This window comes from Pedobacter sp. AC402 (assembly GCF_979252805.1).
This window is the reverse complement of record NZ_CEEDAI010000008.1, coordinates 75,471-89,194: the sequence shown is the minus strand read 5'-3', so window position 1 is coordinate 89,194 and position 13,724 is coordinate 75,471. Positions and strand designations below refer to the sequence as shown.

Here is a 13,724-nt window from a genome sequence, read left to right as displayed (position 1 = left end):
GTGAGATGTGAGATGTGAGATGTGAGATGTGAGATGTGAGAAAAATGCATCTCAAGTTAGCGATAAAATATTAGTTTTGTGATGAACTATTTAATCAGTGTTACCCAAACAATCAATATAGTCTTCCGAGAACCGAAAATAAATGATAGAAAAAGATAATAAGAAAACCATACGCTCCTGGGCTTTCTTCGACTGGGCAAATTCTGCCTATAATTTAGTAATTACTTCGACCATTTTTCCTGTTTATTACGTAGCAATTACTACAACAGAGGCGCATGGTGATGAAGTAACTTTCTTTGGTAAAACCTTTATTAATACCGTTCTTTCTAATTATGCGCTTGCTTTCGCTTACTTATTAATGGTAGTTTTGCTGCCTGTACTATCTTCCTATGCAGATGCAAAAGGCAAAAAGAAATTCTTCATGAAATTGTTTACCTATATAGGATCTTTTGCCTGTATGGGTTTATTTTTCTTCAAACTGGAAACTTTAGAAGCCGGAATTATTTGCTTTGTGCTGGCTGCAATGGGCTATGTTGGCGGTGTAATGTTTAACAATGCCTATTTACCCATAATTGCTTCAACCGATAACCAGGATAAAGTAAGCGCCCAGGGATTTTCATACGGCTATGTGGGTAGCGTGATATTGCAGTTAATCTGTTTTGTTTTTGTGCTAAAACCCGAATTATTTGGAATTACGGATAAATCATTGCCGGCTCAAATATCATTTTTGCTGGTTGGTATCTGGTGGTTTTTATTCGCTCAGATTCCTTTTAAGGCGTTGCATAAAGATGTGCCTAATCCAGGCGCAGTAAACAAGGGAATTATTAAAAGCAGTTTCGGTGAATTTGTAAAAGTGTGGAATCAATTAAGGCAAATGAAGTTTTTAAAAACATATTTAATTGCCTTCTTTTTCTATTCGATGGGTGTACAAACCATTATGCTTGCCGCTGCGGGTTTCGGCGCCAAGGTTTTAAAAATGGAATCGGGCAGTTTAATTGCCGTTATCTTAATCATTCAATTGGTGGCAATCTTAGGCGCATGGATGATGTCGCTTTTAGCCAAAAAAATGGGTAACATCAATGTTTTAATCATCGTAGTTTTGGTTTGGGTAGCTTGCTGTATTTATGGCTATTTTATAATTAATTCTACTCAATTTTACGCCTTGGCCGCCATTGTAGGCCTAATTATGGGTGGTATACAATCTTTATCACGTTCTACTTATTCAAAGCATATTCCGGAAAATACAACCGACACTGCTTCATTTTTTAGTTTCTACGATGCCACAGAGAAATTGGCAATTGTAATTGGCCTGTTTAGTTTTGCATTTATCGAAGGTTTAACACACAATATGCGCCAATCCATCATCGCTTTGGCATCATTTTTTATAGTGGGATTGGTGGTTTTAGTATTCCTGAAAAAAATCGAGCGCAATGAAACCGCAAAATTGTAAGTTTGCAGACTAAAGAATTTGTTGATGAAAGTAGAATTGTTTGTTCCCTGTTTTGTAGATCAGTTATATCCCGAAACCGCTTTTAACACTTTAAGGCTGTTAGAAAAATCGGGCTGTAATGTTACATACAATTCAAAACAAACCTGTTGTGGGCAACCTGCGTATAATGCTGGTTATTGGGATGAAGCTAAGGAAGTTGGTACAAAATTTTTGAATGATTTTACAGAAAACACCTATGTAGTGGCACCTTCAGCTTCGTGTGTAGGAATGGTGAAAGGTGGTTTTAACGATCTTTTTACCAATACTATTGTGCACAATAAATGCCGTAGTTTGCAATCCAACATCTGGGAACTTTCTGATTTCCTGGTAAATGTGGCCAAAAAAGATTATTTCGGTGCTGAATTAGAAGGAAAAGCTGTTTATCATGATTCGTGCAGTGCATTACGCGAATGCAAAATTAAAGATGAACCGCGCCAGCTACTAGCTAAAGTGCACGGCTTGGAAATGATCGAAATGGAAGATACGGATATGTGCTGCGGTTTTGGAGGAACTTTTGCCGTAAAATTCGATTCCATTTCATCTGCTATGGCCGAGCAAAAGGTTAACCATGCTTTAGCACAACAAGCAGATTATATTATCTCGACCGACTTATCTTGTCTTTTACACCTTCAGGGTTACATCGAAAAAAATAACCTCGCCATTAAAACCATGCATATCGCAGATGTATTGTGTAATGGCTGGTTGGAGAGTACAGAATATTAGTGATTTTGGCTTCTCTGTGCTTTTAGAAAACTTAGAGGTTTTATTACACCAAGCAAAATTTTTCCTTTTTCGGTCTGTGTGGACACAGACCGAGGAAAGAATAACAAGGAAACGCATCAATATCTTTAATTTCATCCTAACTTAATTACTTCAATTATAGCGCGTTAGGGATTGTAAGGATTTAGTACCGATTTTTCATCGGTACCGAAGCGTAGCGCAGCCCTTGGGTAACGCCCAAATAATTTTACAGGTTCATTATATACCGTTCTTTGTGGTTACAGACCGGGGAGAGATTACTATATTAATTTAACATTTCGGTCTGTGGGGACACAGACCGAGGAAAGAATAACAAGGAAGCGCATTAATACCTTTAATTTCATTCTAACTTAATTACTTTAATTATACCGCGTTAGGGATTGTAAGGGTTCAGTACCGATTTTTCATCGGTACCGTAGCGAAGCGCAGCCCTGTAAAGCCCGCTCCTTGCGTAGCTTGGGTAACGCCCAAATAATTTTACTGGTTCATAATATTTCGTTCAGTGGGGACACAGACCGGGGAGAGACTGCTATATTAATTTAATATTTCGGTCAGTGGGGACGCAGATCGGGAAGAGATCGCAATATTAATTTAACATTTCGTTCTGTGGGGACACAGACCGAGGGAAGAAGAATAATGAAACGCATTTATATCTTTAATTTCATTCTAACTTAATTACTTCAATTATACCGCGTTAGGGATTGTAAGGGTTCAGTACCGATTTTTCATCGGTACCGTAGCGAAGCGCAGCCCTGTAAAGCCCGCCCCTTGCGTAGCTTGGGTAACGCCCAAATAATTTTACTGGTTCATAATATTTCGTTCAGTGGGGACACAGACCGGGGAGAGATTGCTATATTAATTTAATATTTCGTTCTGTGGGGACACAGACCAGGGGAGAAACGGCTATATTAACTTAATATTTAGTTCTGTGGGGAAACAGACCGAGGGATATATGAATAAAATTTAAATCTGTTGAACAAAACTAAGAGAACGGATTAATATCATTAATTTCCCTTTTTAGATAATTCGATTCATGATTTTAACACAATTTAACATGATTTAAATCTTAATCTACAATATCTTTGTTAAACCTTTTAAAAGCTTTCGTATCTAACAAGAAAACAAAATCATAATGAAAAAAATATTCATCGCTTTACTTGGAGTTATGTCCATTGCAGGTTATGCAAATGCGCAGAAAAAAACTTCCGGAGCAATTCAATTCGAAAATACAATCGATCCGGCGGCTATGGCTTCGGCCAGCGGTATACAATTAACCGATCAGATGAAGGCGAGGATGCCATCATCAAGCAAAAGCAATTTCGAACTGTTATTTACGGCTACAAACGCGAGTTATATGCCAGTAGAGGAAACTGAAGATAGTAATGGTGCAGGTGGTGGCGGTGGTGGCATGGGCCGTATGATGATGCGTTTTGGTGGTGGCGGTGGTAACCGTGAGTATTATTATACATTCGCTGATAAAGGACTTACGGAAGTATTCGATCTTAACGATACCACTTATTATATGCCAAGTAAATTAACTTTGGCAAGCTTCAGGACCAATTAGCTCGTTTAGAATGGGTGGTGGTAACCCTAATGATACCACTAAAGCAAAGCCTGCTCCGGCACCAACAATTGAAGTGGTTAAAACAGATTCGACCAAACAGATTATTGGTTTTACTTGTCACCAGGCCATTGTTCGATCTACCAGGGCAATTAAAATATTGGATATGGATAAAAATGTAGTGGAAGAAACCAAAATTTGGTACACAAAAGATTTGGGCTTCGATTTTTCTCCCAACCCAAATATGTGGACAGAAGGTGCGGTATTAGCGATTGAGGGTAGAGGCAATAGCTCGATTGCAAAAAGTATAGAATATAGAAACGTAAGTTCGAAAGATGTAACTGCACCTAAAAAAGCAAAATTGATTACTGCTGAAGAATACAAAGCTAAAATGGAGAACATGATGAAACGTTTTAGACAAAACAGACCAGGTGGTGGAGGTCAAATCAGATCTTTTGGTATAAATTAATTTATTCTATAAAGTTTAACGACTTAGAATAGCACAACACATCATTTAGTAAGATGGGTGTCGTAAGCCCTGAAGTTTTAAGCCTTCAGGGCTTTTTTGTATCATTTTTGAAATCCTTGGCTTTAGTTTTTGCTGCTAAATGAAGAATAACTATTATTGGGGCTTACAATAATCTGACCAAGGTGATAGCAACGGAAAACAAGACCAACTTACTTGCAACTAAACAACATTTCGAAATTTTAGATGGATTACGGGGCGTAGCCGCAATTGTGGTAGTAATATACCATTTTATGGAAATCGCCATTACCGATTACAATAAAAATTTCCTTTCACATGGTTTCCTTGCGGTCGATTTCTTTTTCTGTTTATCGGGCTTTGTAATTGCCTATGCCTACGATACCCGGGCACCACACATTGGGCTTATGCAATTTTTTAAACTGAGGTTAATCCGTTTGCATCCACTTGTTGTTATTGGTTCAATTTTAGGTCTGCTCACTTTTTTATTCGATCCCTTTAGCGATTTTTATCCTGTTTATGGCTTTGGAAAAACTTTATTACTGTTTTTAACATCCGCATTTTTAATTCCATATCCGGTTATGCCCGAAAGGTACACCAATCTTTTCTGCTTAAATGCGCCTGCCTGGTCGTTGTTTTGGGAATATATTGCGAACATCTTCTACATTCTTTTGTTGTATAAACTCAATAAAAAAGTGTTGTTTGCACTCGTTTTGGTTGGGGCAGCATGCATTTGTTACGTAGCTTTAAAAGTTCCCAATTCGAATTTGAGTGGCGGCTGGGGCGGACAAAATTTTTGGGATGGAGGCGTTAGGGTACTCTATTCATTCTCTGCCGGAATGCTCGTTTACCGATTTAACTGGATCATTAAAAATAAACTTGGCTTTTTAGGTATGATTGTACTTTTACTTGTGGCCTTTCTATTTCCCTATAGAGATGCTTACAACTGGATTACCGAACCTATAATTGTACTGTTTTATTTTCCACTGTTGGTAGCTTTGGGTGCCGGGGCAACATTAAATCATGGATCAAAAAATCTTTGCAAATTATCTGGCGATATATCTTATCCTTTATACATGACCCATTATCCGTTTGTTTGGGTATTCCTCACGTATGTTGCCGTGGTTAAACCAACTATGTCAACTTTGTGGGTGGTAATTCCTGTATCGGTAATGCTTTTAATTATTTTAGCTTATCTGATCATGAGGTTTGTAGATATTCCATTGCGTAAATATTTGAAAGCTAAATTTTTATAGCCGGTACTTGCCAGTATTCAATCTTTACAGTCGTTACCCTTAACTTATTTCAGGGTAAGTTTTTAGGTCAAATGCTAAATCAATCTTTTATGACAATTTTGTTAGGCAGGCGTGAAATAATCAAGTCAGCAAATAATTATTTGAAGTCAAGTTAATCTATAATTACCGTGTTCAAGTGTGTTTTTAGAATCTTCACCTTGCTTTTTAGTCTGAAAATGCATACATTTGCACAAAATAAAATCACATTGTAAGTGATCTTTAAATCTTTTTTATTTAAAATTTAAATCATAGTTGTAGATGATTAACATTACTTTACCTGACGGCTCCGTTCGTCAGTATGAAAAGGGCACTTCTGCCCACCAAATTGCATTGTCAATTTCTGAGGGTTTAGCCCGTAACGTATTAGCCGCTGAGGTTAATGGCGAAGTTTGGGATTCAACAAGACCAATCGAATCCGATTCATCAGTGAAATTATTGACCTGGAATGATACTGCCGGAAAATCAACTTTTTGGCATTCATCCGCTCACTTAATGGCTGAGGCTTTAGAGGCACTTTATCCGGGCACCAAATTTGGTATCGGGCCGGCAATTGAAACCGGTTTTTATTATGATGTAGACTTTGGCGACCGTGAATTTTCTTCGGACGATTTCAAAGCCATTGAAACCAAAATGATCGAACTGGCTAAGCAAAAGGAAACTTTTGTGCGCGAAAGTGTAAGCAAGGCTGATGCGGTAAAATATTTTACCGAAAAAGGCGATGAGTACAAACTCGATTTGATTGATGGCCTTGAAGATGGTAAAATTACTTTTTATACCCAGGGTTCGTTTACTGATTTATGCCGTGGGCCGCACATTCCAAATACAGGTTTTGTAAAAGCCGTAAAACTGATGAATGTGGCTGGCGCGTACTGGCGTGGCGATGAAACCAAAAAACAGTTAACCCGTATTTATGCCGTAACTTTCCCTAAGGCGAGCGAGCTTACCGAATATCTTTTGATGATCGAGGAAGCTAAAAAACGCGATCACCGTAAATTGGGAAAAGAGTTGGAGTTATTTGCCTTCTCAGAAAAAGTAGGCATGGGCTTACCTTTATGGTTGCCTAAAGGAACTGCTCTGCGCGAACGTTTGGTTAATTTCTTAACTAAAGCACAAGCTAAAGCAGGCTACGAGCAAGTTGTAACCCCACACATCGGGCATAAAAATTTATATGTAACTTCTGGTCACTGGGAAAAATACGGTAAAGATTCATTCCAGCCGATTAAAACCCCACAAGAAGGAGAGGAGTTCTTTTTAAAACCGATGAACTGCCCTCACCACTGTGAGATTTACAAAACAAAACCACGTTCTTACAAAGATCTTCCGGTCCGTTTTGCAGAGTTTGGTACCGTATACCGTTACGAACAAAGTGGCGAGTTACATGGTTTAACCCGTGTACGTGGCTTTACTCAAGATGATGCTCACTTATTTTGTATGCCTGAGCAGGTGAAGGAAGAGTTTAAAAAAGTAATTGATTTAGTGCTTTATGTATTTAAATCATTAGGTTTTGATAACTATACTGCACAGGTTTCATTAAGAGATCCAGAGAATAAGGCAAAATATATCGGTTCTGATGAGAACTGGAGACTATCTGAAAATGCAATTATCGAAGCAGCTGCAGAGAAAGGCTTAAATACTGTTGTAGAATATGGCGAAGCTGCATTCTATGGTCCTAAGCTTGATTTTATGGTGAAAGATGCTTTGGGTAGAAAATGGCAGTTGGGTACCATTCAGGTTGATTATAACTTGCCAGAGCGTTTTGAATTGGAATATACTGGTAGCGATAACCAGAAACACAGACCGGTAATGATCCACCGTGCGCCTTTTGGTTCATTGGAAAGATTTATTGCCGTTTTAATTGAACATTGCGCAGGAAACTTCCCGTTATGGTTAAGTCCGGAACAGTTTATTGTACTTCCTATTTCAGAAAAATATGAAGAATATGCAAAAAAAGTTTTAGATGAACTAAATAATTCCGATATTCGCGGGCTGATTGACTTTCGTGATGAGAAAATCGGTCGCAAAATACGCGATTCGGAAGTTAAAAAGATCCCATACATGCTCATTATCGGTGATAAAGAAATGGCAGAAGGAAAAGTTTCTGTCCGTAAACATGGTGAGGGAGATTTAGGCGAAATGACGTTGGAAGAATTCAACAATTTATTAAGAAAAGAAATAACAGTTTAAATTAAAATAGTACAAATTTGGCATTAGGAAGACCAGGATTTAACAGGGGACCACGTCCGCCTTTTAAGAAAAAAGAAGCAGAGCATAACATTAATCAGTATATAAAATCGCCCGAAGTGCGTTTAGCTGGCGATAATGTTGAACCGGGGATTTATCCTTTGGCGAAAGCTTTGGCGCTTGCTGATGAACTGGAATTGGATTTGGTAGAGATTTCTCCAAATGCCGTACCACCGGTTTGTAGGATTATTGATTACAGTAAATTTGTTTACGAACAAAAGAAAAAGCAGAAAGAAATTAAATCAAATGCTAAACAAACTGTAATTAAGGAGATCCGTTTTGGTCCTAATACCAACGATCATGATTTCCAGTTTAAATTGAAGCACGCTATAAGCTTTTTAGAGAACGGTGAGAAGGTAAGGGCTTATGTGCATTTTAAAGGTAGAGCAATTGTATACAAAGAGCAGGGAGAAATTTTATTGTTAAAATTTGCCCAGGCTTTGGAAGATGTAGGAAAAGTAGAGTTATTACCTAAATTAGAGGGTAAAAGGATGTTCCTTACAGTTGCACCTAAAGTAGCAAAAAAATAAAAATAGGTTTATAAATTAAAAAACAGGTTATGCCAAAAATGAAAACCAATTCCAGTGCTAAAAAGCGTTTTTCGCTTACTGGAACAGGTAAAATCAAAAGAAACAACGCATACAAAAGTCACATCTTAACAAAGATGAGTACTAAACGTAAACGTGCCTTAGGTCAAGCAAGTATCGTATCTGATGCTGATATGGGTAACGTTAAACGTATGCTTTGTATCGGAAAGTAATTTATTAATTCACCAGGTATCAGGCTTTAAGTTTCCGGTTAAACGGAACGCCGCTTGCCAAAAAACAACAACAACATGCCACGTTCGGTAAACGCAGTAGCTTCGAGAAGAAGAAGAAAAAAAATCCTTAATCTAGCCAAAGGCTATTGGGGAGCAAGAAGTAAGGTTTATACTGTTGCTAAAAACACAGTAGAAAAAGGTTTGCAATATGCATACCGTGACCGTAAAGTTAAGAAAAGAGAATTCCGCGGATTATGGATCCAACGTATCAACGCTGGTGCACGTCAGCACGGTATTTCTTACTCTCAATTGATCGGTAAATTAGCTTCAAAAGAAATCGGTTTAAACCGTAAAGTATTGGCTGATTTAGCAATGAATCACCCAGAAGCTTTCAAAGCTGTAATTGATGCAGTAAAATAGAAATTTTCGCTCCGGCGACAATCATATTTAAAAAAAGTCCTGATGTAAATCAGGACTTTTTTTTGTGGCTTAGTTTTTTGAAAATCTAATATAATCCCAGTTCTGCTAAGCTGGCAAACTGTAAACCATCCTGTGCCGTATTTAAAATCACCTTGAAATACTGGAATGTTTTTGCACTGCCAAAATCAAAGTATTGCGGGCCGTTTACATTTTGTGCCACATAATTATTAACGGAAGTAAAGTTTACCCCATCTGTACTGGTTAACAATTCAAAATTCTTTACCGCCCTGCTTAATCCACTTCTTTGTGTTAAACTTAAGCCTGTAGCTGTTTTTGAAGCACCCAGATTAATTACGATTGTATGCGGATAACTTGTTGCCGAACTGCTCCATCTCGAGTGCCAGTAGGTGCTTATATTGCTATCAATCAATCTTGCAGCTCTACCATTTGTTGCGCCTTCGCCACTGGTTTCTTCAGAACTGAATGAGGCAACGCTCCATCCGGTTTTACTCAGCTCATTTTTGGTTGAGAAAGTTAATACAGGTAAACCACCCGAAAAAGTATAGGAATAAATTTGTTCTGTTACGGTTCCATTGTCGTGTACCAACTTTACTTTCAACTCGTAGGGTATGCCGTCTGCTTTTTCCTGTAAATCGGCAATAGGCATTACTACCCTGAAGCTATCTGTGCCAATTTTTTTCGATTCCCAGGTGATGGCATTGTAATCGTGGTTTACGCCGGTGCCTTCATTGTTCACATTGGGGTCGTTATAATATAAAATACTGGTTACGTTGCCCGTTGATGTAAATTTTCCAGATACAACAATTGATGCTAATGAAGTGGAATAGCTGGCGTATATTTTATTAATATTGCTGGTTACTGCACCATAATAGGTATTGGAATTGTTGTTGAAAACCTGATTGGCATTTAAAATAGCGGCATCAGCAGCGGTTAAAAAGGTAGGGCTTTTACCTAAAGTTCCATTACCGGCCCACATCAATGCCATGCCAAGTGTTGAGTTTTCGGAAACTTTTTGTCGGTTATGCGGCAAATTTAATCCATGACCAAGTTCGTGAACCATACCACCGAACCAAACGCTAAAACGGTTGCCCACAGCAGTACTCAAACCAAGGTTGGCAATATCCATTTCTTCGTAATCAAGTGCATAACACCATCTTCCGGTACCATAAAACGGACCTCCACTTGGTGTGCCATTTGTGCCGATAGAATAACGTGGAATAATAATTAACGTGTGATCGCTGGTTTTATCTGCCGGATGGGCGGCAAAGTAAGCATTTACCTCACTTGCCACTGCACCGTTCCCTCCAGAGTAAGGATAGCTGGATTTTGGCAAACTCCCTCTGATGGTTAAAATTTTTACTCCTCCGGCTCCATCATTAACAAGGCCAAAAGTTTTGTTTCCATAACCATTGCGGTTCATTTCCTGTTTGTACCAGTCTTGCGTCCACAATAATAAATCGCTCAATCTTTTTCTATAACCGGCAAGGGTATCAAGATCATTGGGCACAAAATACACAATATTTACATTGCGGCTTTGGGTAATAATGTTGGTAGTGGCCAGCTTTTGGCTTAAGGTGGGCGTTTTTTCTTCCGTTTTTAGCGTTTCGGCTTTTTTACAGGAAAAAGTAAGCAAACAGGCTGAGACAATGCCTGTTAAGAGTAGGCTGTTTTTTTTCATAAGATAATTTTAGGTTAGGGTTGATAATATTGCAATTGGTTATTTGTCTTTATTATTTTGCTGAGCCCAGCCTCTTGCCAATAAATCAGATATATTATGTCTGATTATGCCATCATTATTTGCCAGCCCAGGCCGCCATTCAAATCCTTAATAGAGAAATCAGTTTATTGGAGCGATGTGTGTTACCGATTCTATGGTTAAGTTACACACTAGGGGATAAGTTAATTCAATTAAACTCCGCGCAAACGTTTGATTGAAATTTCTTCCAATGGTTATCAAAATGTTTGTTTTCAGGTATTTAGCCCTGTGATTTTAGGATGCTAAAGCTTTAATTTAAAGGAAATAAAGATTAGAACACGCAAACGTTTGCTTGCTTTGTGCGTTCACGGCGATTTGCGTGTATGCGGATGCTTACATAGTTTGTATGTATGCTGCAATGGGTATTTTACTATGTTAGTCAGATTGTTTTGAGTTAACCTAAACTGTTGGTAAACTTCATCCTGATGCCACTTTGGAAGTTTTGTATAATTTTAAAGATTTCGATCAATGTTACCTTTTCAATTTTTGTTAGGGAATCAATTTCAATAAAGTTATTGGGTACGGCCTGGTCATTAATAATCAGATTGGCCTGGTGTTTTAACCTTAAGCCCATAAGGTAATAATATGATTGGGAAAGTTCATTAAACTGTTTTTCACTAAAAATACCCAGTTCTTTTAATGCTTTTAAACGTTCGCCGGTATTCTCTTTTTGAAAAATCCTGTTCTGCAAGGCATACACTCTCGCCAGATCTACAATTGGCGTCATGGCCGTTTTAATATCAAATACTTCCTTTTTATGGATCTTTTGGGTTCTGATGTTTCTGAAATAAGTGAGCGGCGGTTCATATAATAAAGCATTTTTAGCCAGGTATACATAAAACTTTTCTATAGGTTTTTGCAGTTCTTCATCAACAAATAACCGCAGGCTATCCATAATGGTTAAATCGCCATAAATGGCCCGGCAATCGAAAAATGCCGCAAATTTTACTGCTGCTTCCGGAAGGGCTTCCTCTATCCAGTTTTTGTAATTGTATTTCCAATGCGAAAGCGAGTGTGTCCAGTTAGGATTGGTAGCCATATAATCACCATCACAGTATACAAATCCAACAAAGTTGAGTTTATCGGAAACCTGTGTAGCCATATCAAGAAAATACGAGCGTACTGCCGCTCTTTTATCTTCGGCGGTATCTTCGTAAATAATGGCATTGTCCTGGTCGGTTTTAAGACTGAGTTCCTTTCTGCCTTCGCTTCCCAAAACCATAAAAACAAATTTTGCGGGCGGAGGGCCGAGTTTAGCAATTACATCTTCAATAATTTTAAATGAAATGGTATCTGCAATGGTGGTAACTACCTCATTAACAATCTTAGCATGTACCCCGCGAGCCAATAATTGTGCTACAATACCCGGCACTTTTTGCCATTTCAATTTTAAATCACTCGTATTTACAGCCGATTTAACGGATTGAATGAAAACCAGTGGAGATTCTGCCTGCTCACTCAAAAGCCTGTTCCTGCTCAGAAAACCAACATAATTGCCATGATCATTAACTAAAAGATAACGCGATTTTTTACTGAACATCATCAATATCGCTTCATACACGTAAGCTTCGGGCGTAATGGTTACAATGTTGGTATCCATTACCTGGTCGATAGATAGGTTGGTATCGAGTTGATTGGCAATCACATTATCCCGTAGGGTAATATCGGTTACAAAGCCCAGGTAGTTATCTTGATATTTTATAAAGAGACAACTGGTTTTTTGTTCTGCCATTTTTATGGCTGCTTCAAAAATGGGTGTACCTGGCGGGCAGCTAACTATTTTTCTGAAAGTTATGTCGCCAATGCGGGCGGTATAAATTTGATCTGCTAATTTATCTTCCATTAAAAAGTTCCTGTAAAATTCTTTTAAACGAAAATTTTTCTTCTTTCTTCTCCAATGTAAAAGTATGCTCCTGGGTATAAACTGTGTTTAAACTTATTGCACCTGTTTTTAAAAGGTGAAAGAAAATTTTTGCTGTATTTAAAGCATCAGATAATGCGCTATGCATATTTTCTGGTACTTCATTAAATAAAATGGTATAAAACTTATCCAATTTTAAGTGACTGATTACCGTATTGGTAATGTATGGGGCACTGGCTTTCATGGTACAGAAGAAAACGAGGTTTTTAAAGGTATTTTCCTTGCCAATACGGTATAATTCTACATTCACCATGTGGTAATCCAGTTCGATAAAGTGGCCAATTACCAAAGGGTTGTACATTTCAATATCAGCAGCAAACTGCAGCATCACTTTTTCTTTATCTTCTCCATGAACAGCTAAATACTCGGGCGTAATTTTATGAATTTTTAATGCTGCTTTATCAATGGTGAAACCTGTATTCTTGATGTAATGGTTTTCTCTTTTAATTTCCTGATGTGAACTGTCGTAAATTATCCATGCAATCTGTACGATGTATGGCCAGTTTTTTTCACTAGAATAGGGGGCAGACCAGTTTTTTGGCAGACCAGATGTTTCAGTGTCAACAACCAGAAAGTAGTTTTGCAATTTTAAATGCTTAGGTTAATTTGTCTATTCAGTTCGACCGTATTTCAAAGGTAATTAATTAGTGATGATAAACGATTAATTATAGGAATTGAAAACCACTGGATCGCTGTTCTATTTCACTATTCGTAAAGTTTTTGAGGCGAACGCTATTGCGAGAAGGCTTTTTCAGCCGACGAAGCAAATCTTACAACTATCGGTACCAGCAAAACGCATTAAGATTCCCGCATGCGCGAGAATGACGACCGTGTTAAAAAAATACATAAAAGATTGTCACTAATCGCTGTTCTATTTCACTATTCGTAAAGTTTTTGAGGCGATCGCTATTGCGAGAAGGCTTTTTCAGCCGACGAAGCAATCTTACAACTATCGGTATCAGCAAACGCATTATGATTCCCGCATGCGCGAGAATGACGACCGAGTTAAAAAAATAC

12 protein-coding genes are annotated in these 13,724 nt (G+C 38.0%); 9 read left to right on the top strand and 3 right to left on the bottom strand.

Annotation, left to right across the window (positions count from 1 at the left end):
* The first annotated feature begins 142 nt into the window (after positions 1-142).
* The 9 genes from AC0IWE_RS09595 to rplT all read left to right on the top strand — a co-directional run bounded on the left by AC0IWE_RS09595 (position 143) and on the right by rplT (position 9,009).
* Positions 143-1,450, top strand: a complete 1,308-nt coding sequence (locus tag AC0IWE_RS09595) for an MFS transporter (protein ID WP_471792905.1) — start codon at positions 143-145, stop codon at positions 1,448-1,450.
* Positions 1,451-1,474: 24 nt separating this feature from the next.
* Positions 1,475-2,212 carry a (Fe-S)-binding protein gene (locus AC0IWE_RS09590; RefSeq protein ID WP_471792904.1) on the top strand — a complete coding sequence of 246 codons (738 nt, stop codon included), beginning with the start codon at positions 1,475-1,477 and terminating at the stop codon, positions 2,210-2,212.
* A 1,168-nt stretch (positions 2,213-3,380) separates the two neighbouring features.
* Positions 3,381-3,812, top strand: coding sequence for a hypothetical protein (locus tag AC0IWE_RS09585; protein WP_471792903.1), 432 nt, complete (start codon positions 3,381-3,383; stop codon positions 3,810-3,812).
* A gap of 10 nt (positions 3,813-3,822) precedes the next feature.
* Positions 3,823-4,278: a hypothetical protein gene (locus AC0IWE_RS09580; protein WP_471792902.1), complete on the top strand. Its 456-nt coding sequence runs from the start codon at positions 3,823-3,825 to the stop codon at positions 4,276-4,278.
* A 182-nt stretch (positions 4,279-4,460) separates the two neighbouring features.
* The gene (locus tag AC0IWE_RS09575; RefSeq protein ID WP_471792901.1) at positions 4,461-5,549 is read left to right on the top strand and encodes an acyltransferase family protein; all 1,089 of its coding nucleotides are present in this window, start codon (positions 4,461-4,463) and stop codon (positions 5,547-5,549) included.
* A gap of 297 nt (positions 5,550-5,846) precedes the next feature.
* On the top strand, positions 5,847-7,772 hold the full coding sequence (gene thrS, locus AC0IWE_RS09570) for a threonine--tRNA ligase (RefSeq protein ID WP_471792900.1): 1,926 nt from the start codon (positions 5,847-5,849) through the stop codon (positions 7,770-7,772).
* 17 nt (positions 7,773-7,789) lie between these two features.
* On the top strand, positions 7,790-8,359 hold the full coding sequence (gene infC / locus AC0IWE_RS09565) for a translation initiation factor IF-3 (protein ID WP_055911781.1): 570 nt from the start codon (positions 7,790-7,792) through the stop codon (positions 8,357-8,359).
* 29 nt (positions 8,360-8,388) lie between these two features.
* A complete protein-coding gene (rpmI, locus tag AC0IWE_RS09560) occupies positions 8,389-8,589 on the top strand; it encodes a 50S ribosomal protein L35 (RefSeq protein ID WP_029279105.1) in 201 nt (66 codons plus the stop codon).
* Positions 8,590-8,664: 75 nt separating this feature from the next.
* Positions 8,665-9,009: a 50S ribosomal protein L20 gene (gene rplT, locus AC0IWE_RS09555; protein WP_025144714.1), complete on the top strand. Its 345-nt coding sequence runs from the start codon at positions 8,665-8,667 to the stop codon at positions 9,007-9,009.
* 85 nt (positions 9,010-9,094) lie between these two features.
* On the opposite strand, the gene AC0IWE_RS09550 is transcribed toward rplT, so the two are convergent.
* The 3 genes from AC0IWE_RS09550 to AC0IWE_RS09540 all read right to left on the bottom strand — a co-directional run bounded on the left by AC0IWE_RS09550 (position 9,095) and on the right by AC0IWE_RS09540 (position 13,293).
* The gene (locus AC0IWE_RS09550) at positions 9,095-10,708 is read right to left on the bottom strand and encodes a discoidin domain-containing protein (RefSeq protein WP_471792899.1); all 1,614 of its coding nucleotides are present in this window, start codon (positions 10,706-10,708) and stop codon (positions 9,095-9,097) included.
* A 472-nt stretch (positions 10,709-11,180) separates the two neighbouring features.
* Complete coding sequence (locus AC0IWE_RS09545; protein ID WP_471792898.1) at positions 11,181-12,629, bottom strand: DUF294 nucleotidyltransferase-like domain-containing protein; 1,449 nt, start codon at positions 12,627-12,629, stop codon at positions 11,181-11,183.
* Entirely contained in the window at positions 12,619-13,293 is a 675-nt protein-coding gene (locus tag AC0IWE_RS09540) for a 3'-5' exonuclease (RefSeq protein ID WP_055911771.1), read from the bottom strand. Before AC0IWE_RS09540 ends, AC0IWE_RS09545 begins: the two co-directional genes overlap by 11 nt.
* Positions 13,294-13,724 lie beyond the last annotated feature (431 nt).

Coding starts and splice junctions, on each gene's coding strand:
- AC0IWE_RS09585 (WP_471792903.1), top strand. CDS start 3,381: ATGAAAAAAATATTCATCGCTTTACTTGGAGTTATGTCCATTGCAGGT.
- AC0IWE_RS09590 (WP_471792904.1), top strand. CDS start 1,475: ATGAAAGTAGAATTGTTTGTTCCCTGTTTTGTAGATCAGTTATATCCC.
- AC0IWE_RS09595 (WP_471792905.1), top strand. CDS start 143: ATGATAGAAAAAGATAATAAGAAAACCATACGCTCCTGGGCTTTCTTC.
- rpmI (WP_029279105.1), top strand. CDS start 8,389: ATGCCAAAAATGAAAACCAATTCCAGTGCTAAAAAGCGTTTTTCGCTT.
- thrS (WP_471792900.1), top strand. CDS start 5,847: ATGATTAACATTACTTTACCTGACGGCTCCGTTCGTCAGTATGAAAAG.
- rplT (WP_025144714.1), top strand. CDS start 8,665: ATGCCACGTTCGGTAAACGCAGTAGCTTCGAGAAGAAGAAGAAAAAAA.
- AC0IWE_RS09550 (WP_471792899.1), bottom strand. CDS start 10,708: ATGAAAAAAAACAGCCTACTCTTAACAGGCATTGTCTCAGCCTGTTTG.
- AC0IWE_RS09545 (WP_471792898.1), bottom strand. CDS start 12,629: ATGGAAGATAAATTAGCAGATCAAATTTATACCGCCCGCATTGGCGAC.
- AC0IWE_RS09580 (WP_471792902.1), top strand. CDS start 3,823: ATGGGTGGTGGTAACCCTAATGATACCACTAAAGCAAAGCCTGCTCCG.